Genomic DNA, 23,704 nt, shown 5'->3' with positions numbered 1-23,704 from the left:
AATTCATTTAATACTTATAGAGTACCATGAATTCGAAATAAATCAATGTCGAAATTTTTCATTTGCTATATTTTATGAACAAGTTGGTGACTGGAAATAATTTCTTCGGGAAGATCCCAATAATTATTGATGATTTTATGGACCCATTGATAAGCTAGATAGGGTCCACTTGTTAAGCCGGAAGACCCTAAGCCAGAAATTGTCCATAGATTGGATAAATCAGGGATGGATCCGATTAAGATATCGCCATTGTCAGTGAAGGCTCGAGTACCTACTTTTACTCGATAAAGAGGATAGTTAAAAACATCCGGAAAAATTTGCTCAGCCTTTGTTTTTAGCTCTTTGATAACCATGGGATTAATGGTTAAGTCTTTTGCTTGGTCATCTTCATGACTTGCGCCAATTACTATCTCACCATTATCAAAGGGAAGGATATCAATGCCACCCGGTGACATAATAACAGGCCAGTTGTTATCGACCCATTGTGGGTGGTAGATAGAAAATAGCTGGCCTTTTTGAGGGCGTAAGTTACAATCAAACCGCAAGGAGCTTAGAAGTTCTTTGACAGCGGGTCCTGCTGCCAAAAGGACCTGATTTGCAGTAAATGAGTCTTGATCAGACTGAATCAAAAAGCTCTTTCCTTCTTTAAGCAACTGAACTTCTTTTTTAACTATTTTCCCCCCTTTTGTTAGAATCGCTTTATGTAATAAAGCAACCAATGCCTGTCCATCTACTCGGCCACCCCCTTTAATTAAAGAGCCAGGCCAAGGGCTATCAATAAGAGGAAACAAATCATGAATTGCTTCTTGTGTTAGTGTTGAAACTTTTCCGATAGAAGGAGATTGCTCTCTTTTTGAATCTGCGTTTTCAAGATCTCTGTGTAAGTCTTTTTCATTTTTACGTAGAATCAAAGTCCCAGTTTCCTTAAAAAGACTGGAAGCATCAAATCCGTCTTCAGTTAAATCTTGAATAAATTGACGGTAGAATTCTGCACCATGAACGACAAGGTGATACCATTTTTTATTTCTTCTTTTGGAAAACCAAGGACAAATAATTCCAGCCGCCGCCTGGCTGGCTTGACCAACTTCTTTATCGAGAAGAATTACTGGATAGCCAGAACGAGTCAGATAATAGGCAGCTGTCGATCCAACAATACCACCGCCAACAATGATAAAAGGAAAATGTTTTTTCAAAAATATCCTACCTTTCATTAATAGAAATTAAAATCAGTAAATGCTAAATTAGAGACATCAAATTAAAAGGAGACCTTTTTATGGAAGAAACACTCAGACAGATTCAAAATCACCGTAGTATTCGCTTTTATAAAGATCGCCCAGTTGCAGTGGAAACTCGTCAGCAACTAATGGAAACTATGAATGCCAGTCCGACTTCAAATGGGTTGCAGGCCGTTTCAGTTGTCCGTATTACTGATCGTATTTTACGCGAAGAATTAGCCAAGGTTGCAAAACAAGCCTATCTTGCCGAGGTGCCTGAACTATTGATTTTTCTTGTGGATTGGCATCGCAATGCTGAAATAGCTAAGGCTAAAGGCTATCAAGGAGAAAAATATCGCTCAATGGATTATTTCTTTCAGGGAGTGGCTGATGTTTATATTCAAGCTCAAAGCTTAGTGATCGCTGCTGAATCTTTAGGATTAGGAACGGTTTATTTTGGATCGATTTTAAACGATTCAGCTAGAGTCATTGAACTATTAAAACTACCTGACTTGACTTTTCCTTTAGTAGGGGTTGGGTATGGCTATCCGGACGATCAACCCCCATTGAAACCACGAATGCCAATCGAATTTAAATTATCTGAAAATTATTATCGCGCAAATCCAGATTATCTTCAAATGTTGGCAGACTATGACAAGGAAATGACACAATACTATGACACTAGAAATAGCAACCAAAGAGTGGATAGCTTTACTAATCAAGTTAAAAATAAAATTGCTATTGGCGAAAAGAAAAGAGCCCAGTTAATGCAAGTTGTTAGTAAACAAGGCTTTAATGTAATGCTAGAAGATGGAATGGATTATTAAAAATTAGAAAATAATATTTTTGATGAGAAAAGAGTGAGGGATTTAATCTAGCGATTCCTTAAATATAACTAGCTATATGCTTATTGCTAAGGTAGTTATCCTTCGATAAAAATTTTTTGTAGATTAATGGTTGACAGGATTGTTTTTTTTGATTAGAATACTTCTAACAAATCGAATGAAACACGTAGATGTGGAAAGTAGATCGTCAGACTATTTTAAAGAGAGCTTGAGTAGGGTGAAATCAAGCAGTAGGAAGCGATTGAAAATGGCCATGGAGTGGTTATCCTGAATGCATAGCAATAAGGATAAACGGCTGCAACCGTTAGTAAGCCTCAGTATAACAAGTGATATTCACTTGCGTACTGGCAGAGGTAACCTTAGTGATGAGGTTACAAATTAAGGTGGTACCACGAAGTATTAACTCTCGTCCTTTATTGGAGGAGAGTTTTTTGTGTTTTATTGAAAGGAGTGAATACTTGATTGAATTAAAAAATGTATCTGTCACTTTTGAAAAAGAAAATAAAAAAATCCAAGCGGTTTCAGGTGTAAGCTTACAGATACAAGCGGGGGAAATCTTTGGCATTGTGGGTTATTCTGGTGCCGGCAAATCCACTTTAGTTCGAACAATCAATCTTTTACAAAGACCTTCTAGCGGGCAAGTGATAATAAATGGAGTTGATTTGATGCAACTGTCAGCGTCTGAATTGAGAAAATCTCGCAAGAAGATAGGGATGATCTTTCAGCACTTTAATTTGATGAATTCAAGAACGGTGGCAGAGAATGTTGCTTTCCCACTTAAAGATTTAAAATTATCTACTGCTGAAAAAGAAGCGAAAGTGTCTGCTTTGTTAGAAATGGTTGGCATATTAGATAAAGCTCAAGCCTATCCTGAACAGTTATCAGGTGGGCAGAAGCAAAGAGTAGCGATTGCTAGAGCCTTAGCTACAGACCCTTCAATTTTATTGTGTGACGAGGCAACCTCTGCTTTGGATCCTAAAACCACACATTCTATTCTTGATTTGCTAAGGCAGTTAAATCAAGAATTGGGCTTATCGATTATAATGATTACTCACGATATGAATGTTGTTAAAAACCTCTGTCATCGAGTGGCTGTAATGGCTGAAGGGCAAGTGATTGAAGAGAATGGCATTGTCGAAATGTTTACCCAACCTCAAAACCCATTGACGCAAGAGTTTATAAATATGGCTACCCACTTTGATTGGGACTATGAATTAGTGCTTAAAGAAATGCGAGGAGCTAACTCTTCAGAAGATTATTTCATCGCTCGCTTATCCTTTGTCGGTCAAGAGGTGACGGAGCCCTTTATTGCACAGTTAGCCAGAGACTATCAGGTACATTGTAATATTTTATATGGTAATATTGAAGCTTTAAGAGGATCATTTGTAGGTAATCTTGTTGTCACGGTTGAATCAAAGTCGCAAGATTGGGAACGAGCTTTAGTCTTTCTGGAAAAACATAAAGTAAATGTCGAGATTTTAACCGATAGGGAGGGTGTTAAGTGGATGAATTAGAAGTAAATGTATATTCCTTTATTAATGACCAATTCCCCAATTTATCATCTTTTTTAGAAAAATGGTTACCCAATGCTTGGCCCATTCTCGACGAATTTATTGTTGCAACTATCGAAACCTTATATATGCTGATACTGACCATCCTTTTTGCAGGTTTATTAGGTTTAATGCTTGGCGTAGTTATTGTTGTAACAGGACCAAAAGGTATTTTAAAAAACCAATGGATTTATCAAGTCTTAGACAGTTTTATTAATATTTTTAGATCCATTCCTTTTATTATTCTTTTGGCTTTATTAGTCCCTTTTACACGTATGCTTGTAAATACTTCCATTGGCCCGACGGCGGCTGCCATTCCTATCATTGTAGGAACGATTCCCTTCTTTGCTAGGCAGGTGGAGATTGCTTTGTTAGAGGTAGATGAAGGGATTGTTGAAGCGGCTCAGGCCATGGGGTCTTCACCGTGGGACATCATATGGCGTGTCTATATTCGAGAGGGCTTAGGATCTTTATTAAGAGTATCTGCTTCGACTGTTATTAATGTTATTGGCTTGACAGCTATGGCGGGTGTAGTAGCTGGAGGTGGTTTAGGAACCGTTGCGATCGCTAGAGGCTATCAAAGAAGTCGTTTTGACGTTGTCATAGTAGCAACCTTATTGATTTTATTAATTGTTTTGATCAGTCAATTGCTATTTAATTGGTTGATTCGAAAGGCAGAAAAACATAAAAGAAAGTATTAGAAAAGGAGAATTATGATGAAAAAATTTTTAAAAGTATTATTAGTGGGTTCTTTATTAGGGGGGGTTACTCTCAATAATGTCTTCGCTGAAGATAAAGAAGATTTTTCAGGTCAGAGTGTTTCAGTGGGTGTCGCTTCAGAATATGAAGAAGATGTTTGGCAAAGTGTTGCTGATATTGCAGAAGAGGAGGAAGGAATAAAAATCAAACTGGTTCTATTCAATGACTATGTTCAGCCAAATATATCTTTGTCTGATGGGTCGATTGATTTAAACGCCTTCCAGCATGTTGAGTTTTTAAATGATTGGAACCAAGCTAATGACGGAGATTTAGTATCGATAGGTTATACATATGTTGCACCTTTGAAAGTTTACTCTGAAAAAATTGATTCTCTCGATCAATTAAAAGAAGGAGATAAGATTGCTATTCCAAATGATGCGACAAATGGGGGGCGTGCTTTACTAGCACTTGAACAAGCAGGTGTGATTGAAGTGGATGATGAAGCGGGTGTGTTAGCTGAAGTAAGTGATATCACCAAAAATGAATTGAATTTAAAGTTTGAAGAATTAGATGCTGCACAATTAGTGTCGGCTTTACCCGATGTAGCGGCTGCGGTTATTAATAATAATTTTGCCAATGATGCAGAACTCGAAGAAGATCTCGTTATTTTTAACGATGCGGCGGATATTGAAAAGCTACCAGATTCATATAAAAATATTATTGCTAGTCGTAAGGAAGATAGTAAAAACCCACTATTTTTAAAAATTGTAGAACTTTATCAAAGTGAACAAACAGCTAAAAAAATAGAAGAAGTTTCAAAGGGTTCGGATCAACCTGCTTGGTAATAATAGTGATACGACATGTTGAGCATTGTTTTTCGACTGTATAAAAATACAATTCGTTTAGACGGCTTATTGTCTCAAATATGGTATAATTGAACCATCAGTACAGACATAGAGGAGGAATTTCAATGTTCAAGCGTGCCGGATCATTTGTGCAATATGGTTTATTAGTTACTTTACTAACTTATGGATTATTAACCAGTTTGGGAGGACCTCAAATTTATACTTTCTTATCCATTGTAATTTTAGGAATTATTTTAGGTCTATTGTTCCTAATCTATTACACAAAATCACTAACTTTTGGTCAAAAGTTAGCGAGTCATATTGGGGCTTCAGCCTTAGTGATAATTGCTGTTGCTTTATTCAATGGTTGGATGCAAGTCGATTGGGATAAGGTTCTTGCAGGAATACTTATCTTATCTGTTTTATGTTTGTTTGTTTATTTTGGCTATCACTATCTAATGAACAAGCGTCAAAAACCGCAAGCTACTATTGAGCCTGAGGTCACTGATAAAGTGGCTCCGAGGTCGGATTTTGATCCTAGGACAGGTGAAGTCCTTCATCAAGAGTCGGTATCAAAAGAAAAAGACACTCATAAAGCCGACTTTGTAAAAGAGGAAGCAAAAGACATTGACCCAAGACAAACAAAGGAAGTTGAAGTTGCCGAGCCAATGGATTTTGAGGTAACAGAGCCCAACCAATTTGAGGAAGTTGAAACTTATGAAGTAGTTGAGCCTTCTGATGAAGCAGAAGAAGTTGTTGCTGTTAACACAGATCTAGAAGGGGATCTCGTTCTGGAAGAAGAGGTAAAGTCAGACGAAAGCTATGAAACTCTCAATAAGTCAGAAGACCAAGAAAAGATTTAAAATGAAAAAAGATTAACCCATTAACTATGAGCAGTGTTTATCTCACCGCTTCATAGGTTAATGGGTTTTCTTAATGAAGAAAGTTCTGAGCTTTGACTAATAAGTCTTTATCATTCGAATAAGTAATTTTATCTAGAGCTTCTTGGTAAGGAAGCCATATGAATTGACTCACTTCTTCTAATTGACGAGTGACTTTATTTGAGTTTGTCTTTGCTATAAAATAGACGACTTCTTTCATAACATCTTTTTTAGGAGAAAAGAGAGTAGTCTCTCTGAATTGATTATTCAATTCAACTTCGAGACCTGTTTCCTCTTTAATTTCTCGAAGGGCTGTTTCTTCTTCCGTTTCACCTTTTTCAATATGTCCTTTAGGAAATGCCCAGTGGCCACCATTTTCATGTTGGATGAGGAGAAAAAGAAAGTCTTGATTATCTTTATAGTAGATAACTGCTCCACATGATTTTTCTTTTTTCATAGATTTCCTTTCTAGAATAAGCGTTCTTGAATATTGTGGGTAACATCGTGGCGTTCATTGGTATAAGCATCTAAAATTTTCTTTTGACTATCAGTGAGACTTTCTTGAGGCAAATTGTATAAATCAGCAATAAACTCTCTAGGAAAGAAAATACGATGGTCTCCTCTGACTTGACCTGTTAAGGAATGAACTAAACTTGAAACTTGAGAAAGTTCGACAACTTGATTGGTTTTAGTGACTAAGTCAATTTGTACTTTTTGACTTGAGTGATAAGGTCGATAATAATCGTAAGGAAGGTCAAAGCTGGAATCTTCATTAATATAATAGTTAGGGTCAAATCCGACTTTACTTAATTCATTGAAGATGGCAGTACGTAGCTCTTCTCTTTCATTGTCATTTGTAATGACTGATTTAAAAGGCTTACGATTAATAAAACGGTAGGCCAAATCAGCAAGAATGGGATCTTTTTCATCTGCCCATTGGATAAAATAAGCGTTCATTATATGATCATCTAACTTGAGATAATCATCAAGGGTCCAATTGTTTTTTAAAAAAGGTTCGAGTAAGTGGATAGGAGCCTCAATTTTTTGACAGTTGTCACGTTCAAGATAACAATCTTTAGCACGAGCTAAAAGTCCCTTGAGGACTTGTTCCATTCCTCTAGAAACTGGGTGGAAATAAACTTGCATATACATTTGATAGCGACTCATAATATAATCTTCTACCGCATGCATACCAGAAAAATCAAAAACGATTCTTTTATCAAACGGTCGGATGACACGCGAAATGCGAGTTAAGTCAAATTCACCATAGGATACCCCTGCATAAAAGGCATCTCTTCTTAAATAATCCATACGGTCGGCATCAATTTGACTGGAGATTAATTGAACAACTTGTTGATTAGGATAGGTTTTATTGATGACGGACGCTACCTTTTCAGGGAAGTCATCACCTAATCTTCTTAAAACTTGGTTAACTTCCGTTTGCTTAGAAGTGATAATTAATTGAGTTAAGGCCTCATGGTCAGTATTAAAAATAGCTTCAAAAGTATGTGAGAAAGGACCATGTCCAATATCATGTAAAAGGGCTGCGCAAATAGCAACCATTCGTTCATCATTATTCCATAACCCATCGCCATCCGTTTTAGAGCGATAATTACGGTCAAATTGGCTGATAATGCGACGGGTAATTTCGTAAACACCTAGCGAATGGTTAAAACGAGAGTGTTCTGCACCGTGAAAAGTATAAGAAGAAGTTCCTAATTGTTTGATGCGGCGCAAGCGTTGAAACTCTCTGGTGTCAATTAAATCAATGATGATACGGTCACGAATATGAATATAATCATGAACAGGATCACGGAAAACTTTTTCACGTTCAAGTTTTTGATTGGCAATAATATTTTGGAATTCAGACACCTATTTCACTCCTTTAGACTTTTCTATGTTAGTGGTTGAATTTTTTGACTACGTTGATAGGCTTTTTCAAATAGCGGTTGATAGATAGAAATTAATTCAGGGTCTTTATAATTTCCTTGATCAATCGCTGTTTTTTGAGAGAGGTAGTTTATAAAATGTTTTTGATAATCAGATAAGGAAAGATCTTGGCCAAGAATTTCAGATAGCGTTGACATAGAACGAGGTTCAATAGTAGGAAAGCGTTGATCGGATTGACTAAGTGAGTAAAATTGCTTCATTAGTTGGCCACGAGCAAATTGGTTACCATTGACACCAATATAAGCAGCAGTAGTAACAGCATCTTTATAGCGACGCTGTGCAATTCCACCTACCTTTTTTTGGTTAATGACCACATCATATTTACCTGGACAGTAAGAATCAGCAATTTCATAAGCCTCTACTGTTAAACCGTAATGATTTAAAGTCGCTTGAATTACTGCAATGGAAAAGCTAAAAGCTTGATCAATTGATAAGTTGATTGAACGATTGTCTGTTACAATTGCAAAATTTAGGATGCCTGCATCTTCAACCACTCCCAATCCACCATGTGGTCTTACAGATACTTGATAGCCTGCTTCTTTTAAATAGCTAACACCCTTGGGTAAGTTTTTTAAAAGTTTATCTTTAGCTCCTAAGAAGACACTCGGTTTAAAAATAGGATAAAAATGAAAAATACCATAAGCTTTATCTTTTTTTTGAAGGTCATTTTTTTGTAGGAGATATCTAAGAAAACTATCTTGATAAGCTAAGGCTACATCTCTTTGATCTTTCAGTGGGTTTTCTTGTTCTTGAAAAACTAACCATTTATGTTGTGATAGAATAGATAATAGATTTGAATCAGTCATTGACGAATACTCCTCAAATTGTTAAATTTTAAAGGCTATTAACACTTTGATTATAGCAAATTTTGTTTTATAATAACATGAAAGCTTTAAAGTAAAACTACTTATTAATCAATTAAGCACCAGTAGCTCAGCTGGATAGAGCACTCGCCTCCTAAGCGAAAGATGATGGTTCGAGTCCGTCCTGGTGTATCAGTGACGACATAAGGATGAGAGGAGAAAGATGGAAAAACAAGCAGTCGATGTTTATGTCGAGCAAAAAATAAATTATGCACAAACGAAACATTCAGACCGATGGGAGCACTCCTGTCAAGGTCATACTTATATTCTTTCTACCTATCAAAAACTAATTTATCATGATCAATTAGAAAGAAAAATTGAAGTAAAATGGCAACTGGATGATTCAAAACAAAAGATTAACAAAGTGAAGGTAGATCAAGGAAAGCAGACTTTAGTTTTTAATATAAATCATGCAACCACCACTCTATATGAAAGTGATCAAGGTATCTTATTATTAGAAATCAAAACGGATAGAATTGACTATAGTAAGACAGCTGACGGTCAAATGATACAAATTCACTATCAAATGCATACGAACGATCAATCACTAGGTGATTATTTCTATCAATTGAAATTTACATCATAAATTAGCAATTCCTAGTGAGAATTTTAAGGAGGATAAAAATGGAATTAAAGAAATTTGAAGGCCAAATAAAGGAAGAATTATCGTTAATTGAAGTGGCATATGCTATTTTAGAAGAAAATGGTGAGGCTATTGATTTTACTCAACTGCTTTTAGATATACAAAGTTATCTAAAAGTTTCAGATGAGTTTATTGAAGCCAAAATGATTCGCTTTTATACAGATTTAAATATTGATGGGCGTTTTATCTCAGTAGGTGACAACCGTTGGGGATTAAGATCATGGTACGCAGTGGATGAAATTGATGAGGAAATCATTACCTCTTCTGAAGAAGAAGCTTCAAAACGCCGTAAGAAGAAGTCAGGAAAAGTGAATGCTTTCGCTGACAATGAAGAAGATATGATTGATTACAATGATGATGACCCTGAAGATAGCGATGATGGGTATGTTTATGATGAAGACGAAGATGAAGAAGACGAAGAGGACGAAGAAGATGAACCAATCGAAATCCTAGTTGCTGACGTTGAGGAAGATGAGCCAGATGAAGATGAAGAGCTGAATGAGTATGCAACGGATTTATCTGAATTAGGTGACGAAGAAATCGACCTCGATGAAGATGAAGATTTTGACGAAGAGGACGATGATTTAGAAGAATTAGAAGAAGACTAAAAATAAAAAAGTTAGAGAGACCGGTTCATTTGAATGGGTCTCCTTTTTATTCCAGATAAGATAATTGTAGTTAGCTAAGTTAAAAAATCTATTTTAATGCTATCACGATTTGATGACAATTTGCTGCTTCGTTCGAAATTTAAGCTTCAATATGATAAAATACGCCTATATTATAAGAAATTAGGATGTGGATTCATTGTCACATAATAGTATTCACAATAATCAGACTCAATTTGCTTTGCTGAAACAGTTACTTTATCATCAGCATTATCAAACAATGCTCAAATTTTTAGAAGACAATCCTTCTTGGGAAAGTCAAGAATTATCTAAACTTTTGCAATTAGGTCATGCTTATATTCATACAGATTTGAAAACGATCGAAGAATTATCTGGGCAAGTTGAAATGGACTATCTTACAAAGCCTAGTCTTTTAGAGCGTCGTGTCTATTCTTATATTCAAGGCTTAGCCATTAAATTGGAAATTAAAGAATATGATGATTATTTAAGAGCAATTACACCTTTATTGGTAGATGTATTAAGGCTAACTTTAGAAAACACGGTATTCCCCGACCTTGAACGTTATTTGGTTGAGGTAATGAAAGAAACTGATGAAGGGATCCCTATTTATCGCGGTTTACAGTGGAACCAGTCTTTAATCGAAGCTGATAAAAATGGCAAAATTAATAGAACTTGGGAACGCTACTATGGGAAACATTTTAATTATTCGCACTATGTTTCTTCTAGTCACTTATTAAAGTTAGTAGAAGACTATGTAAAAGACCCGAAAATTTTAAAGTTAGCTGTTCAAATGCGACATATTGAAAAATACGCGAGAAATATTGTGGCCCATGAATTAATCTATGTAGATGATGCTTGGTTAAAACATCGTCTAAAAATTGAAGCTAAGGAAGTTCATCAGCAAATTATTAATATGATAAATGCTGCAGGGTTAAGAGATCCTCAGCAGTGGCAAGGCTTAGCTAGTATTCAAGCCGCTATTGAAAAAGAATTAGAAAAAAATTATACGAAAATGTCGAAATAACGACTAATCTTGATAAAAAGGAGTCATTATCTATGAAAAAATTGATCATCCGTGGAGGCAAAGCACTAAATGGTGAAATTAATATTAATGGAGCAAAAAATTCTACCGTTGCCTTAATTCCAGCAGCCATTTTAGCCGATTCGGAGGTTATCTTAGAAGGAGTGCCAGATATTCAAGATGTCCACTCTCTACTTGAAATTTTGGATGAGTTCCACGTCAAGACTTCTTTTGAAAATAATATATTAAAAATTGACCCTTCTCATATGCAGTCAATCCCTATGCCAACAGGTAAAATTCAGAGTTTGCGAGCTTCTTATTACTTTATGGGAGCAACCTTATCAAAATTTGGGGAGGGCGTAATAGGGTTACCCGGAGGTTGTTTTTTAGGACCTCGTCCCATTGATCAGCACGTAAAAGCCTTCCGAGCTTTGGGTGCGGTGGTTGAGGATGAATACGGGGTAATTACCCTCTCAACTCCCGAAGGGCTTAATGGAAACCGAATCTATATGGACGTGGTTTCAGTTGGAGCAACTATCAACACTATTTTAGCCTCAGTTAGAGCTGAGGGGAAGACGATTATTGAGAATGCCGCACGTGAACCAGAAATTATTGATTTAGTGACTCTATTAAATAAAATGGGGGCAAAAATTCGTGGAGCTGGAACTTCAGTTATACGAATCGAAGGTGTCGACCGTCTAAAAGGAACCACTCATACAATTATTCCCGATCGAATTGAGGCAGGAACCTATATTTCAGTTGCAGTAGCAATGGGAAATGAAATTAAAATTAATAATGTAATTTTTGAGCATATTGAAAGTTTTATCGCCAAACTAAATGAGATGGGTGCTAAGATGGAAATTGGAGAAGATAGTATTCTCGTTCATCGCTCGGATGATTTAAAAATGGTTTCATTAAAAACTCAACCTTATCCAGGATTTGCAACGGATCTACAGCAGCCATTAACTTCTGTATTAATTAAAGCAAATGGAAAGGGAACGATTACGGATACCATATACCCTCAAAGAGTTAAGCATATTCCTGAATTAAATCGTATGGGAGCTAATATTAAGGTGGATGGCGATATTATTCGTGTGGAGGGCCCGGCTAAATTGACTGGTGCTCCAGTTCGTGCCAGTGACTTAAGAGCAGGAGCCTGTTTAGTTATTGCTGGTTTAATGGCAGAGGGTCAAACAGAGATTACAGGTGTTGATAATATCTTAAGAGGTTATTCAAATATTGTTGAAAAACTGCAAGAAGTCGGAGCTGATATCCAAATGGTTGAGGATGAATAGAAAGGAAGTACCCAGTGAGTGATGCATTTTCCTTAGAGAATTTATTAAATAAAGAAGTAAAAGACTTATATGCTTATGCTAGGGAATTAAAAATCCCTGATTTTAGTCAACTGTCTAAAAAAGAATTAGCTTTAGCTGTGATGCGAACACAAAAGGAAAAGCAAGGTTTTTTCCAAGTGGAAGGTATCTTAGATATTCCTAATGATGAAGGCCTAGCCTTTATTCGTCCGATTAATTTCTCTCCTAGTAGGGAAGATGTTTATATTTCAGATTCACAAATCCGCCGGTTTTCCTTGAGAAATGGTGATCGAGTAGGAGGACCTGCTCGACCGCCTAAGGACTCAGAACGTTATTATGGTTTGATGCAGATATCGAGCGTCAATGGGAGAGATCCTGAAGAAACGCTTAATCGAGATGCTTTTGCCAGTCTAACACCCATTTATCCAGACCGGCAGATAAAATTGGAATATAAACAAAATGTTTTATCAAACCGCCTGATTGATGTGATTGCACCAATTGGGTTCGGTCAAAGGGGATTGATTGTTGCACCACCTAAGGCTGGTAAAACAACTATTATAAAAGAGATAGCACGAGGGATTGCCAGTAATTATCCTGATAGTAAACTCTTTATTCTCTTAATTGATGAGCGTCCTGAGGAGGTAACTGATATTGAGCGTTCAGTCAAGGCAGAGGTTGTCTCATCAACTTTTGATGAAAGACCGCAAAACCATGTGCGTTTGGCAGATTTACTACTTTCTCATGCACGTCGCTTGGTGGAAGATGGACAAGATGTTGTTGTCCTTTTGGATTCAATCACACGGTTAGCACGAGCTTATAATTTGGTGGTGCGACCGAGTGGAAGAACATTGAGCGGAGGGTTCGATCCTGCAGCTTTTTATTTTCCTAAGCGGTTCTTTGGTTCAGCTAGAAACATTGAAAATGGCGGGTCTTTAACGATTTTAGCTACTGCTCTAGTAGATACTGGATCAAGAATGGATGACATTATTTATGAAGAGTTTAAAGGCACGGGCAATATGGAACTTCATTTGTCCAGAGAATTAGGCCAAAGACGTATCTTCCCAGCTATTGATATTAAAAAATCTTCTACCCGTAAAGAAGAATTATTAATTGAGGAAAACTATTTAAGTCAAATCTGGGACTTGCGCAATTTAATGACTTCTAACGGTTTAGAATATACCGAACAATTAATACAATTAATGCGTCAGACAGATAATAATCAAGACTTTTTTGCACAGTTATCCAAACTTTCAAGTAAATAAATAAGAAATACCCTTACTAAGTGAGGGGTTCTTTTTTGAGAAAAATATATATTTCTTATAGATTTGGTTGAATATAGTAAGAAGGAGAATACTTATGAAATGTTTGAATTGTGGTTATGAAAATCTGCCAGATGCTAAATATTGCTCAGAGTGTGGCTTGCCGTTAAACAATGATCATTTATATAAAGAAAATGATAGTGCATCCTTTGATGGAAGAGTAAATCTATTAGAAAATGAAAAGAGTCCAAAAGATTCTGTTCTGTCCCAAAGTAGAATGGATTTATATCATGGACAAGATGAAAGAAACTTGTCAACAGACCAGGAGGATAATAAATCTGAGACTACACAATTAGATCATAAAGATCACAGGGTACTAACTAAGCGAGAAGGCTTTGATTGGAAAAAGCTTGTTGGTTTTAGCCTGATTTTTTTAGGAGTAATTAGTTTTGTCATGATTTATCGCTTAAATTTTTCTAAAGCAGCAGTTGAAGAGCAATTCACTAAGGCTATTAAAAAGAAAGATTATTTAAAGGCAGCAGCGGTAGTAAAAACACCTATTACTGAAGCGCCCTGGACAGATTTAGATGTCAAACGAACAATTGAACATTATCAAGAAGCTGATATTGATTTTCCACAATTATTGCTAAATGGTAATTTATCAACAGGTATTGAATGGCAAGGAAGTAAGTTGGCGAAAACAGAAAAAACGGGAAGCTTCCTGTTGATATTTCCTAAATATGCGATTAATCTTTATCCCTTACCAGTCCAACTCTCTCTTTCTAATGAATATCGTGACCTAAAAATATTGAGTGAAGACCAAACTACTCAGTCTATTAACTCAAAAGGAGGCATTTTAATTGAGCCTCGAATACAAAATGTGATGATTCAATATACTTATCAAGGAAAAACCGAAGAGGTTTGGTTTGATTTAGATTATAGTCAATTAGAAACACTCCGACATAAGCTGTCCTTAGTACCAGTGACAAACACTTTAATGGTGGATAAAGCTCTATTAGGAGTAAGACCTGATCTACCTTTTCAAGTAATTTCATTTAATATTGATGGTCAGGAGTATTCACAGAATCAGATTCAATTGTCAGGCTTTGTTGGTCAAATTTTTGAAGTGAGCTTAAAGGCTAATTATAATGGCCACGAATTACAGACAGAAACCATTCCAGTCAAACTAGTCAATAAAACAAAAACCACTTTAGACTATTCCCAAGATCAAAACCTCAAAGCGCAGATCCAACAAGCGGAGTTAAAATAAAAAAAGAAGGCTCGTTTTGAAGCCTTCTTTTTCAATAAATAAACTATTCATATTAGCAAAAGATTATAATAATAAAACGAACTTGTTATAGAGTTAGCTCTATGGTACTATTAGAATCTAACATAAAAAAGGAGGTTACTTATGGAATGGATTAAATTAATTGGAATTATTATTATCGTTCTTGGTTTTTATTTTAAGCTAGATACCTTAGCAACTGTTATACTGGCAGGATTAGCTACAGCTTTAGTTTCAGGGATTTCCCTGGCTGAATTTTTCACAATTTTGGGAGAAACTTATACTAAACAGCGAGTTGTATCTTTATTCTTTTTATCTTTACCAATGATTGGATTATCAGAAGCTTATGGTTTGAAACAGCAAGCTGTTAAACTGATTGGAAAACTAAAGGGGTTAACCACTGGTTGGCTATACTCTCTTTATATGTTGATTCGTATAATTGCAGGATTTTTATCAATTCGTTTGGGAGGACACCCACAATTTGTGCGTCCATTAATCTACCCAATGGGTGAAGCAGCAACTAAGTTAAAAGTAGGCGACGATCTTAATGAAGAAGAAACCGAATTGATTAAAGGGCGTGCGGCGGCTAATGAGAACTTCGGAAACTTTTTTGGACAAAATACTTTCATAGGTTCAGCTGGAGTCCTCTTGATTGCTGGGACTTTAAAAGAGTTAGGTTATGAAGGAACGACGGCTAATGTAGCCGTTGCTTCAATGCCAATTGCTATCATTGCTTTAATTGTAGTGGTCGTTTACAACTTATTATTGGATGTCAAAATTAGACGTCATCATAAAGGGGAGGTTAAATAATGCAACTCTTAAGTAATTATGCTGGGTTTCTAGCGATAACTTTCCTTGAAAGCTTAAATGCCGCACTTGAACCTTATGTGCCAATGCTTTTGGAAATCACTTTTATTCTTATTGGTTTGCAACTTCTCCACACGGCATGGCGAGCTTTTACAGACGAAACGAATCCTAATCGAGTTGGAACAGCCATGTTTTGGGGTTTATCTGGTCTCACTTTTTTAGGTGGACAATTTATCCCCCCTATGATTATCGGAATTATCATCTGTGTCATGGGTGCTTTATCACTCTTTAAACAAGTTAAAGTGGGAACTTTACCAATAGTTGATGAAGATAAAGCAGAAGCTCGTTCTGAAAGAGTCGGTAATAAAATCTTTATCCCTGTATTAACACTTGGGATAGTGGCTTTAATTATTGGATTTACGATTCAAAGCTTTAATGTAGTCGGGATCGCAATGGGTGCAGTTTTAGCCACCGTTATAGTGTTCATCGTTTCAAAAGCTAAACCCTATGAGTTTCTTGATGAAAATAGTCGAATGGTACAACAAGTTTCTACTACAGGTATTTTACCTCAGCTACTAGCCGCTTTAGGAGCAGTCTTTACAGCGGCAGGTGTTGGTGATGTCATTGCCAGTTTGATTGGTGGCGTCGTTCCTGCTGATAGCCGTTTCTTTGGAGTGGTTGCTTACGTAATGGGAATGGTAATCTTCACTGCCATTATGGGCAATGCTTTCGCAGCCTTCACCGTTATTACTGCAGGAATAGGAATACCTTTTGTATTTGCCTTAGGGGCAGATCCTTTTGTGGCAGGAGCCTTAGCCATGACTGCTGGTTATTGTGGAACTTTGATAACGCCGATGGCTGGAAATTTTAATGCTTTGCCAGCAGCTCTATTACAAATGAAGAATGAGTATGGCGTCATTAAACAGCAGATTCCAGTTGCAGTGGTAATGATTGTAGTCCATATTGTATTAATGTATTTCTTTGCTTTTTAATTGTAAAATAGAAGTGAATAGGGAGGAATTTGATGAAAATTTTAGTAACAGGCTTTGATCCCTTTGGTGGCGAAGACGTAAATCCAGCCATTGAAGCAGTAAGAATGTTGCCTGATGAGATTGCAGGAGCAGAAATCATAAAATTAGAAATACCGACTGTTTTTCATAAATCAGCGGAAGTTGTTCGTGAAAAAGCCTTGGAAGTAAAACCGGATGTTATTTTAAACATCGGTCAAGCAGGGGGGCGTGCGGAGTTAACACCTGAGCGTGTGGCCATTAACCAAGATGATGCGCGTATTCCAGATAATGAAGGCAATCAACCGATTGACGTTTCTATTCAAAAAGACGGAGAACCTGCGTATTTTGCTAGCTTACCGGTTAAAGCAATGGTAGAAGCTATTCGTAAAGCCGGTCTACCCGCAAGCGTTTCGAATACTGCTGGGACTTTCGTTTGTAATCATATTATGTATCAGTCACTTTATTTTGCGGCAAAAGAGATGCCGAATACTAAAGCAGGCTTTATGCATATTCCTTTTATGACCCAACAAGTGGTTGATAAGCCAAACGTTCCTTCAATGTCATTGAAGGATATTGCTAAGGGAATTGAAAAAGCAATTGAAGCGATTGTTGAGTATAATGAAAAAGAAGATATCAAAGCTGTTGGTGGCGCTACTCATTAATCTTAGAATTAAAAAAAGAAATTAAAACAGCACTCTCTTTGATGGGGATTAATCCATCAAAGAGAGCGTTATTTATTTAGGAAATACTTTCAATAAAAGCTTGTGTTCGTTGATGTCGTGGATTATTAAAAACATCGTAGCTGCTTCCTTCTTCTAAAAGGATACCTTTGTCTAAAAATACGACTCGGTCTGATACTTGTTGGGCAAATTTCATTTCGTGAGTTACAAGGATTAAGGACATATGCTGGTGGGCAATTTTTTGAATAAGGTCTAAAACGCCTCCAACCAGTTCAGGGTCCAAAGCAGAAGTGGGTTCATCTAATAGGATAACTTTGGGTTCAATCGCTAAAGCCCTAGCAATTCCAACTCTTTGCTGTTGTCCGCCTGATAGCTGGTGAGGGTAGTCATCTAGATGGTCCCCCATACCAACTTGCTGTAGGAAGGGGATGGCCCTTTCCTTTGCTTGAGATTTAGAAAGTTTTTTCACCATTAAAAGATGTTCCATCACATTCTCCAGCGCAGTCTTTTTAGAAAACAATGCATAATTTTGAAATACCATAGCTGTTTGTCTACGGAGGTTAAGAACATCAGTTTGAGAGACCGTTTCAACATTCAGTGTTAACTGATCCAAACGAATAGTTCCCTCGTCAGCAGGTTCAATAAAGTTAATTGTTCGTAGTAGAGTCGATTTGCCCGATCCAGAGGGTCCGATAATAGTCAGGACTTGTCCAGCCTCAACTTTTAAATGGATATCTTGAATAGCTTTTTTATTTTGAAATGACTTTGACCAATGATTTAGTTCTAACATTTTAAGTTCCTTTCTAAAAATCAGCCCACTTGGTAATAGCTTTCCAGTTTTTTAATCAACCATTCTAATAGAATGCATAAGAGCCAGTATATCAATGAAATAGCAATATAAGCTTCAAAAAAGCGTAAATTAGAGCCAGCAGTTATTTTGGCTTGTCCCATCATATCAACGACCGTAATGGTAAAGGCTAGGGATGTCCCTTTTAATAAGCGAATAAGACTGTTTCCTAGGTTAGGTATGGCATTAATCATAGCTGAAGGTAAGATAATTCTCCACATGGTTTGACTAGCATTTAAGCCAATAGAATAGGCAGCTTCAATCTCCTTATGATCGACAGAAAGAATGGCTGAGCGAATCGTTTCAGAGTTATAGGCAGATTCATTTAGTCCCATGGCTAAGAAAGCGTAAAGAATGGCAGGGACTTGATTCACATCCCAATCAGTACCAATTGATCGATTAAGCCATTGTAGAAAGATGGGTAAGCCGTAATAAGCAAGAAATAGCTGAACAAGCAAGGGGGTTCCACGCATAAAAGAAACAAAAAGATTGACGAACCCTCTTAGACCTTTGATCTTTTTGAGTTTGATGATAGCTAAAATAAATCCAAGTATTAAGCCGATTATCCCAGCAATAAGAGTAATTAATAAGGTAATCGGAAGTTTTTCAAGAATCCGTGGGAAAGCGATTTTAATGGCATTTAATGAAATAAGTTGACTGTTTGTTTGTTCTTTAAGTCTTTGGGATTCAAAGCTCTGATTGCGCTGAATAATTGTTTCATTTAGCAGAGTATCATCTTGACCTAAATATTTCAGTGAAATTTCACTCAGACTACCATCTTGTCGCATAGCTTGTAGGGTTCGATCAACCACTTGCCGCAATTCAACTTCATCTTTGCGGAAAATAAAATAAGAGCCAGGAATTCTAATTTCTTCTTCGTTAGCTATCGGATGCATTTTTAATTGGATGCCGTAAGTATCCTCAACATCCTTTAGATAGGTTGTGGCGTAAATAGTCGCGTCGATTCGACCGTTATAAACATCACGTATTAAAGAGGCTGGGTCAGACTCTGCATATTGGATAACAACTGCCTTATCAGGGTGAGTCTCATTCCAAGCTTCTAGGTAGATAGATTGCGGGGAAGAAGGAACGACACCAAAAGATTTGCCTGCCATTTGTTCAATGGTGAGGCCTTCCCTACTATCATTAGCTGTAATTAATACATTGTGAGTGATGACATATGGGTAGAGGGAAAATAAAAATTTTTCACGCCGTTCGGGATTTTCACCCAAATTATTGGCGACTAGATCGAACTGACCAGAATCCAGTCCTGCGAAGAGGGAAGAAAACTCAGTAATTTCAAATTTGAACTCAATATCTTCATTACGTCGATCAATTTCTTGCAGGATTTCAATTTCAATTCCTACTAATTGACCCTTATCATCAAAATAGTTGAGTGGTTTGGTCTGACCGGAAGTTCCAATCGTATACTCTTGTTTAGCTAATATGGAAGGATGAGTTAAAATTAAACTTATGGAAATAAGCAGTAAAGTAAAGATCAATTTATAAAGATTTTTCATGGAATTCTCCTAAGCACAATAGAATATGATTATTTTATCAAAAAAATGAATAGATAGATAGATTATGTGAATAAGAAAACAAGCAAAAAACAATCCCACCTATACGCTGATTAGGTAGGATTGTTTTTGTAGCAATTAAGAAACACCTGTTTTGACTATATGAAATCTTATAAAAGCCCTAATAGAGGTTGAATCATTGAAACTTGTACGGGTGCGCCAGGTCCTAATGGAAGGTTGAGACTGTACCATACAATTAATAAGATTGACCAGAAGATTAAGAAAGCAATAGAGTATGGTAGCATAGTTGAAATAAGGGTCCCAATTCCACTCTTATTATCATATCGTTGCATAAACACAAGAATCATTGCAAAATAGTTCATCAATGGTGAAATAATATTAGTGGATGAATCAGCCACACGATAAGCCATTTGGGTCATCTCTGGGGACAAGTTAATGGCAATAAACATTGGAACAAAGATAGGAGCTAAGATTGCCCACTTGGCAGAAGCTGAACCAATAAACAAGTTGATAAAAGCTGCAAAGAAAATAAAAGCAAGGATTAAAGGAATTCCTGAAATCTTTTGACTTTTTAAGAAATCTGCACCTGTTGAAGCTAAAATAATTCCCAAATTAGACTCGGTAAAGTAAGCAATCAGTTGGGAAGCAAAGAAAGCCATTACGATGAAACCTGCCATTGATCGCATAGCCTCAATCATTGATTCCACGAAGTCATTAGAATTTTGAATTTTGCCAGTTGTACGACCATATACATAGCCTGGTATACCAAATAATAAGAAAACCATAAATATTAAGCCGGTATTCATAAAGGGTTGTAAAGTCTTTAGACCGGTCTCAGGATCGATTGATTGGAAGGGACCAAACCAAGGGTTCATTAGTAGAAAAGCCGCGACTAATGAAACTAACAATGCGATCCCGGCATTCTTTAGACCTTTTTCTTCCTTAAGGGATAGCTCGCTAGTTTCATGTTTATCAAAGTCGCCATGGTATGAACCAAGATGTGGTTCAACAATTTTTTCGGTTATTAAAGTACCAATAATGGTTAAGAAAACAGTAGAGACGATTAAGAAATACCAGTTACCACTAATGGAAACTTCATAATCAATGCCACTGGCATTTAAAGCGACGTTAGTGATCCCTCCTAATAAGGCATCAGTTGGTCCAAACATAAGGTTGGCTGAAAATCCGCCCGATACCCCAGCAAAGGCAGCAGCTAGACCAGCAATTGGGTGACGCTTAGCACCAGCAAACATAATAGCGCCAAGTGGCACAACCACTACGTAACCAGCATCAGAGGCAATATTTGAGATAATACCGGCAAAAACAACCACTATGGTTAAGAGTGAATTAGGTACCTTCATAATTAACTTAGTCAAGGCAGAGCCGATTAAGCCTGACCATTCTGCAATTCCAACACCCAACATGGTGACGAGAACAGTTCCTAAAGGAGCAAAGCTAGTAAAGTTTGAAACCGCCGATTCAAATATATAGCGTAAGCCATCACTGTTTAAGAGTGAGACGGCTGCTATAGTACTGGTTTCATCTGCTTTCGCATCAAAGAACTCTACTGAAACGCCTGAGCGGTAAACCAAGTCAGAGATTAAAATAGTGATAGCCGACAAGATGATAAAAATTACTACTGGGTGCGGCATCTTATTACCGACTTTTTCCACCCAATCTAGTGAACGCTGTACAAAACTTTTTTTATTCTTTCCATTTGATTCCATACTACTATTAATTATTCCTCCTATAACAATATTTTAAATCATTATAATAATAAATCTTATTAAATTATTTAAAGAGATGCAAGGCCTTTTCAAAACAATAGAAAGCCATCAATGAGTCTCTAAAAACAAATGCAAATAAAAACCGACCGGAGCGCTTTTAAGCACCTGGGTCGGCTTTTTGAGCTGTTTAAAATTAGTCTTCTTTTTTTGCGTTTTTGTCCACAAATCCGAACTTTTTGTTGAACTTGTCGACGCGTCCATCGGCTTGTGTAAATTTCTGACGTCCAGTATAGAATGGATGTGAATCAGATGAAATTTCAATCCGGATTAAAGGGTAAGTGTTTCCATCTTCCCATTCAACTGTCTCTGAAGAAGACTTAGTTGATCCTGATAAAAATTTATAACCTGTCGAAGTATCCATAAACACAACTGGATGATATTCTGGATGAATGCCTGCTTTCATGTGTATACTTCCTTTCTGCCGTAAATTATTTGCTAATCTACAGTTATTCTTTGCACAGGGTGCAACATAAGAATAATAACAAAATTTTATAGTGCTGACAATCTTTTTTTGGAATATAATGAACTATCCCATCTCTTTTATTTCGAAAACGAGATAAAAAGTGCTATAATTTATGAAAATACTTTAGAGGGGGGAAGAAGTTGAAACGAGAAGAAGAACAGATTAGACAATCGCTTGCTAATTATCGGCCGAATCAATTTAAAGATAAGACACATTATGCTGTTTTAATTCCTCTTATTCAAAGAGAAAATGAATGGCACCTCCTTTATGAAGTAAGAAGCTCCTTAATTTCTCAGCCGGGCGATACTTCTTTTCCGGGAGGAAAGGTGGAAGCGGGTGAAACTTTTGAAGCAGCGGCAGTTAGGGAAACGATGGAAGAATTAAATATCAGTCGTAAACACATAGAAGTTATTGGAGAGTTAGATGGATTGATTCATGATGCAACAATGATTCATTCTTATGTAGCTTTGATTAAAGATATTACTTTTGATAATATAAGTCCGAATGCCAAAGAAGTCGCTTATTTGTTTACCCTTCCCTTAGACTATGTCTTAAATAATAATCCAACTTATTACGATGCATCTGTATTGACGGAAGTAGGGGAAGATTTCCCCTTCCACTTAATGGCTCATGGTGCATCTTATCAATTTAGAGTGGTAAAACGTAAAATTCCGTTTTATAATTTACCTAGTGGAGAGTATCTATGGGGATTTACTGCCAGTATGACACAATGTTTTGCAGAGGTCATTCGTAATCATTATGATATCAATGTTCAGGAGGAAAAAATTAATGAATGATTTTTTTCAGCCATTCGAAAAAATGGGTCTACAAGTATTTTTAGCAGGAGCAGAATATAATTTTAGAGTCGCTAAAATAGGTGAAGCAGCGGTAAGCCAACAAATTACAAAAGCGCTTGAAAAAGGAGGTTTTGACTTCCAAAGTTTCTATACTGGAGAACAAGTTCATGGTCCCAAGGTTGCATTTCCTCAAGAAGAAATTAGCAATCCGTTTGCAATTGGGCATATAGTGCCTCAATCGGATGGTTTGTTAACTAATCAGCCTCAGCAAGTTTTAATGATAAAGTTTGCGGACTGTACTCCTGTCATTATTTTTGATGCCAACCAAAAAGTTTTTGCAATTGTTCATTCAGGCTGGAGAAGTACGGTGCAAAAAATCAGTCAATTGGCTGTTAAAAAGATGCAAGAGAAATTTGCTTGTAAATTAGAAGATCTTTGGGTCTATATTGGTCCTTCCATTGACCAAGATCATTATGAAGTGGGCGAGGAAGTCTATCAAGCTTTTGCCGAGTGGGATAATCATGCTTTTTATATAAAACCAGGTCAAAAAGAGGGCAAGTATCAATTGAGTATGACTGATGCTAACATGAAGTTAATTCAAGATTTGGGGATCCCTCAAGAAAGAATAATGGTAGATAGGCGTTCTACTTATCTATCTTCCGAGCTTCACTCTGCGCGCAAAGAAGGCAGTGACTATCAATTGAATGGTCTTTTTGCCATGATTAAGTAAAAAAACGAACCGAGCTTTTGCTTGGTTCTTTATCTTTTTTCTAGCTTTTAG

23 protein-coding genes, 1 tRNA gene, 1 pseudogene and 1 other annotated feature are annotated in these 23,704 nt (G+C 36.6%); of the genes and pseudogenes, 17 read left to right on the top strand and 8 right to left on the bottom strand.

Annotation, left to right across the window (positions count from 1 at the left end):
• Positions 1-65: 65 nt before the first annotated feature.
• Complete coding sequence (locus ACQV2X_RS02640; protein ID WP_428873124.1) at positions 66-1,193, bottom strand: NAD(P)/FAD-dependent oxidoreductase; 1,128 nt, start codon at positions 1,191-1,193, stop codon at positions 66-68.
• A gap of 80 nt (positions 1,194-1,273) precedes the next feature.
• Here ACQV2X_RS02640 and ACQV2X_RS02635 point away from each other — a divergent pair, with 80 nt between their 5' ends.
• From ACQV2X_RS02635 to ACQV2X_RS02615, 5 genes are all read left to right on the top strand, one after another.
• Positions 1,274-2,041 carry an NADPH-dependent oxidoreductase gene (locus ACQV2X_RS02635; protein WP_428873125.1) on the top strand — a complete coding sequence of 256 codons (768 nt, stop codon included), beginning with the start codon at positions 1,274-1,276 and terminating at the stop codon, positions 2,039-2,041.
• Positions 2,042-2,217: 176 nt separating this feature from the next.
• Positions 2,218-2,476, top strand: a binding site (T-box leader).
• A gap of 41 nt (positions 2,477-2,517) precedes the next feature.
• Positions 2,518-3,573 (top strand): methionine ABC transporter ATP-binding protein, encoded by a 1,056-nt coding sequence (locus tag ACQV2X_RS02630; RefSeq protein ID WP_428873126.1) that lies wholly within the window; start codon positions 2,518-2,520, stop codon positions 3,571-3,573.
• Between the two features lie 20 nt (positions 3,574-3,593).
• Positions 3,594-4,310 (top strand): methionine ABC transporter permease, encoded by a 717-nt coding sequence (locus tag ACQV2X_RS02625; protein WP_428873164.1) that lies wholly within the window; start codon positions 3,594-3,596, stop codon positions 4,308-4,310.
• A gap of 15 nt (positions 4,311-4,325) precedes the next feature.
• Entirely contained in the window at positions 4,326-5,153 is an 828-nt protein-coding gene (locus ACQV2X_RS02620) for a MetQ/NlpA family ABC transporter substrate-binding protein (RefSeq protein ID WP_428873127.1), read from the top strand.
• A gap of 125 nt (positions 5,154-5,278) precedes the next feature.
• Entirely contained in the window at positions 5,279-6,016 is a 738-nt protein-coding gene (locus tag ACQV2X_RS02615) for a DUF3021 family protein (protein ID WP_428873128.1), read from the top strand.
• 70 nt (positions 6,017-6,086) lie between these two features.
• Here the strand turns inward: ACQV2X_RS02615 and ACQV2X_RS02610 are convergent, their stop codons facing one another.
• Genes ACQV2X_RS02610 through ACQV2X_RS02600 form a run of 3 tightly spaced genes read right to left on the bottom strand, consistent with a single transcriptional unit; the run spans position 6,087 to position 8,790 of the window.
• On the bottom strand, positions 6,087-6,491 hold the full coding sequence (locus tag ACQV2X_RS02610) for a bis(5'-nucleosyl)-tetraphosphatase (RefSeq protein ID WP_428873129.1): 405 nt from the start codon (positions 6,489-6,491) through the stop codon (positions 6,087-6,089).
• 11 nt (positions 6,492-6,502) lie between these two features.
• Entirely contained in the window at positions 6,503-7,906 is a 1,404-nt protein-coding gene (locus ACQV2X_RS02605) for an HD domain-containing protein (RefSeq protein ID WP_428873130.1), read from the bottom strand.
• Between the two features lie 23 nt (positions 7,907-7,929).
• Complete coding sequence (locus ACQV2X_RS02600) at positions 7,930-8,790, bottom strand: lipoate--protein ligase family protein (protein ID WP_428873131.1); 861 nt, start codon at positions 8,788-8,790, stop codon at positions 7,930-7,932.
• A gap of 116 nt (positions 8,791-8,906) precedes the next feature.
• Here ACQV2X_RS02600 and ACQV2X_RS02595 point away from each other — a divergent pair.
• The 10 genes and pseudogenes from ACQV2X_RS02595 (at position 8,907) to pcp (ending at position 17,473) form a co-directional block, all read left to right on the top strand.
• A tRNA-Arg gene (locus tag ACQV2X_RS02595) sits at positions 8,907-8,979 on the top strand.
• A 31-nt stretch (positions 8,980-9,010) separates the two neighbouring features.
• Positions 9,011-9,433, top strand: a complete 423-nt coding sequence (locus tag ACQV2X_RS02590; RefSeq protein ID WP_428873132.1) for a DUF1934 domain-containing protein — start codon at positions 9,011-9,013, stop codon at positions 9,431-9,433.
• Positions 9,434-9,471: 38 nt separating this feature from the next.
• A pseudogene (gene rpoE / locus ACQV2X_RS02585) lies at positions 9,472-9,735 on the top strand (DNA-directed RNA polymerase subunit delta); the annotation flags it as partial.
• Positions 9,736-10,294: 559 nt separating this feature from the next.
• Positions 10,295-11,140, top strand: a complete 846-nt coding sequence (locus tag ACQV2X_RS02580; protein WP_428873133.1) for a hypothetical protein — start codon at positions 10,295-10,297, stop codon at positions 11,138-11,140.
• 32 nt (positions 11,141-11,172) lie between these two features.
• The gene (locus tag ACQV2X_RS02575) at positions 11,173-12,432 is read left to right on the top strand and encodes a UDP-N-acetylglucosamine 1-carboxyvinyltransferase (protein ID WP_428873134.1); all 1,260 of its coding nucleotides are present in this window, start codon (positions 11,173-11,175) and stop codon (positions 12,430-12,432) included.
• 14 nt (positions 12,433-12,446) lie between these two features.
• Positions 12,447-13,712 carry a transcription termination factor Rho gene (rho, locus tag ACQV2X_RS02570; protein ID WP_428873135.1) on the top strand — a complete coding sequence of 422 codons (1,266 nt, stop codon included), beginning with the start codon at positions 12,447-12,449 and terminating at the stop codon, positions 13,710-13,712.
• A gap of 94 nt (positions 13,713-13,806) precedes the next feature.
• Entirely contained in the window at positions 13,807-14,979 is a 1,173-nt protein-coding gene (locus ACQV2X_RS02565; RefSeq protein WP_428873136.1) for a zinc-ribbon domain-containing protein, read from the top strand.
• A 141-nt stretch (positions 14,980-15,120) separates the two neighbouring features.
• On the top strand, positions 15,121-15,804 hold the full coding sequence (locus ACQV2X_RS02560) for a DUF969 domain-containing protein (protein WP_428873137.1): 684 nt from the start codon (positions 15,121-15,123) through the stop codon (positions 15,802-15,804).
• 83 nt (positions 15,805-15,887) lie between these two features.
• Complete coding sequence (locus ACQV2X_RS02555; RefSeq protein ID WP_428873165.1) at positions 15,888-16,793, top strand: DUF979 domain-containing protein; 906 nt, start codon at positions 15,888-15,890, stop codon at positions 16,791-16,793.
• A 32-nt stretch (positions 16,794-16,825) separates the two neighbouring features.
• Complete coding sequence (gene pcp, locus ACQV2X_RS02550; protein WP_428873138.1) at positions 16,826-17,473, top strand: pyroglutamyl-peptidase I; 648 nt, start codon at positions 16,826-16,828, stop codon at positions 17,471-17,473.
• A gap of 76 nt (positions 17,474-17,549) precedes the next feature.
• Here pcp and ACQV2X_RS02545 read toward each other — a convergent pair whose 3' ends face one another.
• From ACQV2X_RS02545 to ACQV2X_RS02530, 4 genes are all read right to left on the bottom strand, one after another.
• A complete protein-coding gene (locus ACQV2X_RS02545) occupies positions 17,550-18,281 on the bottom strand; it encodes an amino acid ABC transporter ATP-binding protein (RefSeq protein ID WP_428873139.1) in 732 nt (243 codons plus the stop codon).
• A 20-nt stretch (positions 18,282-18,301) separates the two neighbouring features.
• On the bottom strand, positions 18,302-19,858 hold the full coding sequence (locus ACQV2X_RS02540; RefSeq protein WP_428873140.1) for an ABC transporter substrate-binding protein/permease: 1,557 nt from the start codon (positions 19,856-19,858) through the stop codon (positions 18,302-18,304).
• A 167-nt stretch (positions 19,859-20,025) separates the two neighbouring features.
• On the bottom strand, positions 20,026-21,603 hold the full coding sequence (locus ACQV2X_RS02535; protein WP_428873141.1) for an AbgT family transporter: 1,578 nt from the start codon (positions 21,601-21,603) through the stop codon (positions 20,026-20,028).
• A gap of 193 nt (positions 21,604-21,796) precedes the next feature.
• Positions 21,797-22,066 (bottom strand): type B 50S ribosomal protein L31, encoded by a 270-nt coding sequence (locus tag ACQV2X_RS02530; protein ID WP_428873142.1) that lies wholly within the window; start codon positions 22,064-22,066, stop codon positions 21,797-21,799.
• A 200-nt stretch (positions 22,067-22,266) separates the two neighbouring features.
• Between ACQV2X_RS02530 and ACQV2X_RS02525 the strand changes: the two genes are divergently transcribed.
• Entirely contained in the window at positions 22,267-22,923 is a 657-nt protein-coding gene (locus ACQV2X_RS02525) for an NUDIX hydrolase (RefSeq protein ID WP_428873143.1), read from the top strand.
• A complete protein-coding gene (gene pgeF, locus ACQV2X_RS02520) occupies positions 22,916-23,653 on the top strand; it encodes a peptidoglycan editing factor PgeF (protein ID WP_428873144.1) in 738 nt (245 codons plus the stop codon). The genes ACQV2X_RS02525 and pgeF overlap by 8 nt, the downstream gene beginning before the upstream one ends.
• The last annotated feature ends 51 nt before the right edge of the window (positions 23,654-23,704 follow it).

The sequence above is a fragment of the Facklamia sp. P12945 genome, assembly GCF_050409485.1.
GTDB lineage: Bacteria > Bacillota > Bacilli > Lactobacillales > Aerococcaceae > Facklamia.
The sequence above is the reverse complement of the archived record's forward strand: the minus strand, read 5'-3'. Positions and strand labels throughout refer to the sequence as shown.

Bases quoted from the DNA above. Each gene is read 5' to 3' on its own strand.
- ACQV2X_RS02635 (WP_428873125.1), top strand. From the start codon at position 1,274: ATGGAAGAAACACTCAGACAGATTCAAAATCACCGTAGTATTCGCTTT.
- ACQV2X_RS02620 (WP_428873127.1), top strand. From the start codon at position 4,326: ATGAAAAAATTTTTAAAAGTATTATTAGTGGGTTCTTTATTAGGGGGG.
- ACQV2X_RS02615 (WP_428873128.1), top strand. From the start codon at position 5,279: ATGTTCAAGCGTGCCGGATCATTTGTGCAATATGGTTTATTAGTTACT.
- ACQV2X_RS02610 (WP_428873129.1), bottom strand. From the start codon at position 6,491: ATGAAAAAAGAAAAATCATGTGGAGCAGTTATCTACTATAAAGATAAT.
- ACQV2X_RS02600 (WP_428873131.1), bottom strand. From the start codon at position 8,790: ATGACTGATTCAAATCTATTATCTATTCTATCACAACATAAATGGTTA.
- ACQV2X_RS02590 (WP_428873132.1), top strand. From the start codon at position 9,011: ATGGAAAAACAAGCAGTCGATGTTTATGTCGAGCAAAAAATAAATTAT.
- ACQV2X_RS02575 (WP_428873134.1), top strand. From the start codon at position 11,173: ATGAAAAAATTGATCATCCGTGGAGGCAAAGCACTAAATGGTGAAATT.
- ACQV2X_RS02565 (WP_428873136.1), top strand. From the start codon at position 13,807: ATGAAATGTTTGAATTGTGGTTATGAAAATCTGCCAGATGCTAAATAT.
- ACQV2X_RS02560 (WP_428873137.1), top strand. From the start codon at position 15,121: ATGGAATGGATTAAATTAATTGGAATTATTATTATCGTTCTTGGTTTT.
- ACQV2X_RS02555 (WP_428873165.1), top strand. From the start codon at position 15,888: ATGCTTTTGGAAATCACTTTTATTCTTATTGGTTTGCAACTTCTCCAC.
- pcp (WP_428873138.1), top strand. From the start codon at position 16,826: ATGAAAATTTTAGTAACAGGCTTTGATCCCTTTGGTGGCGAAGACGTA.
- ACQV2X_RS02545 (WP_428873139.1), bottom strand. From the start codon at position 18,281: ATGTTAGAACTAAATCATTGGTCAAAGTCATTTCAAAATAAAAAAGCT.
- ACQV2X_RS02540 (WP_428873140.1), bottom strand. From the start codon at position 19,858: ATGAAAAATCTTTATAAATTGATCTTTACTTTACTGCTTATTTCCATA.
- ACQV2X_RS02535 (WP_428873141.1), bottom strand. From the start codon at position 21,603: ATGGAATCAAATGGAAAGAATAAAAAAAGTTTTGTACAGCGTTCACTA.
- ACQV2X_RS02530 (WP_428873142.1), bottom strand. From the start codon at position 22,066: ATGAAAGCAGGCATTCATCCAGAATATCATCCAGTTGTGTTTATGGAT.
- pgeF (WP_428873144.1), top strand. From the start codon at position 22,916: ATGAATGATTTTTTTCAGCCATTCGAAAAAATGGGTCTACAAGTATTT.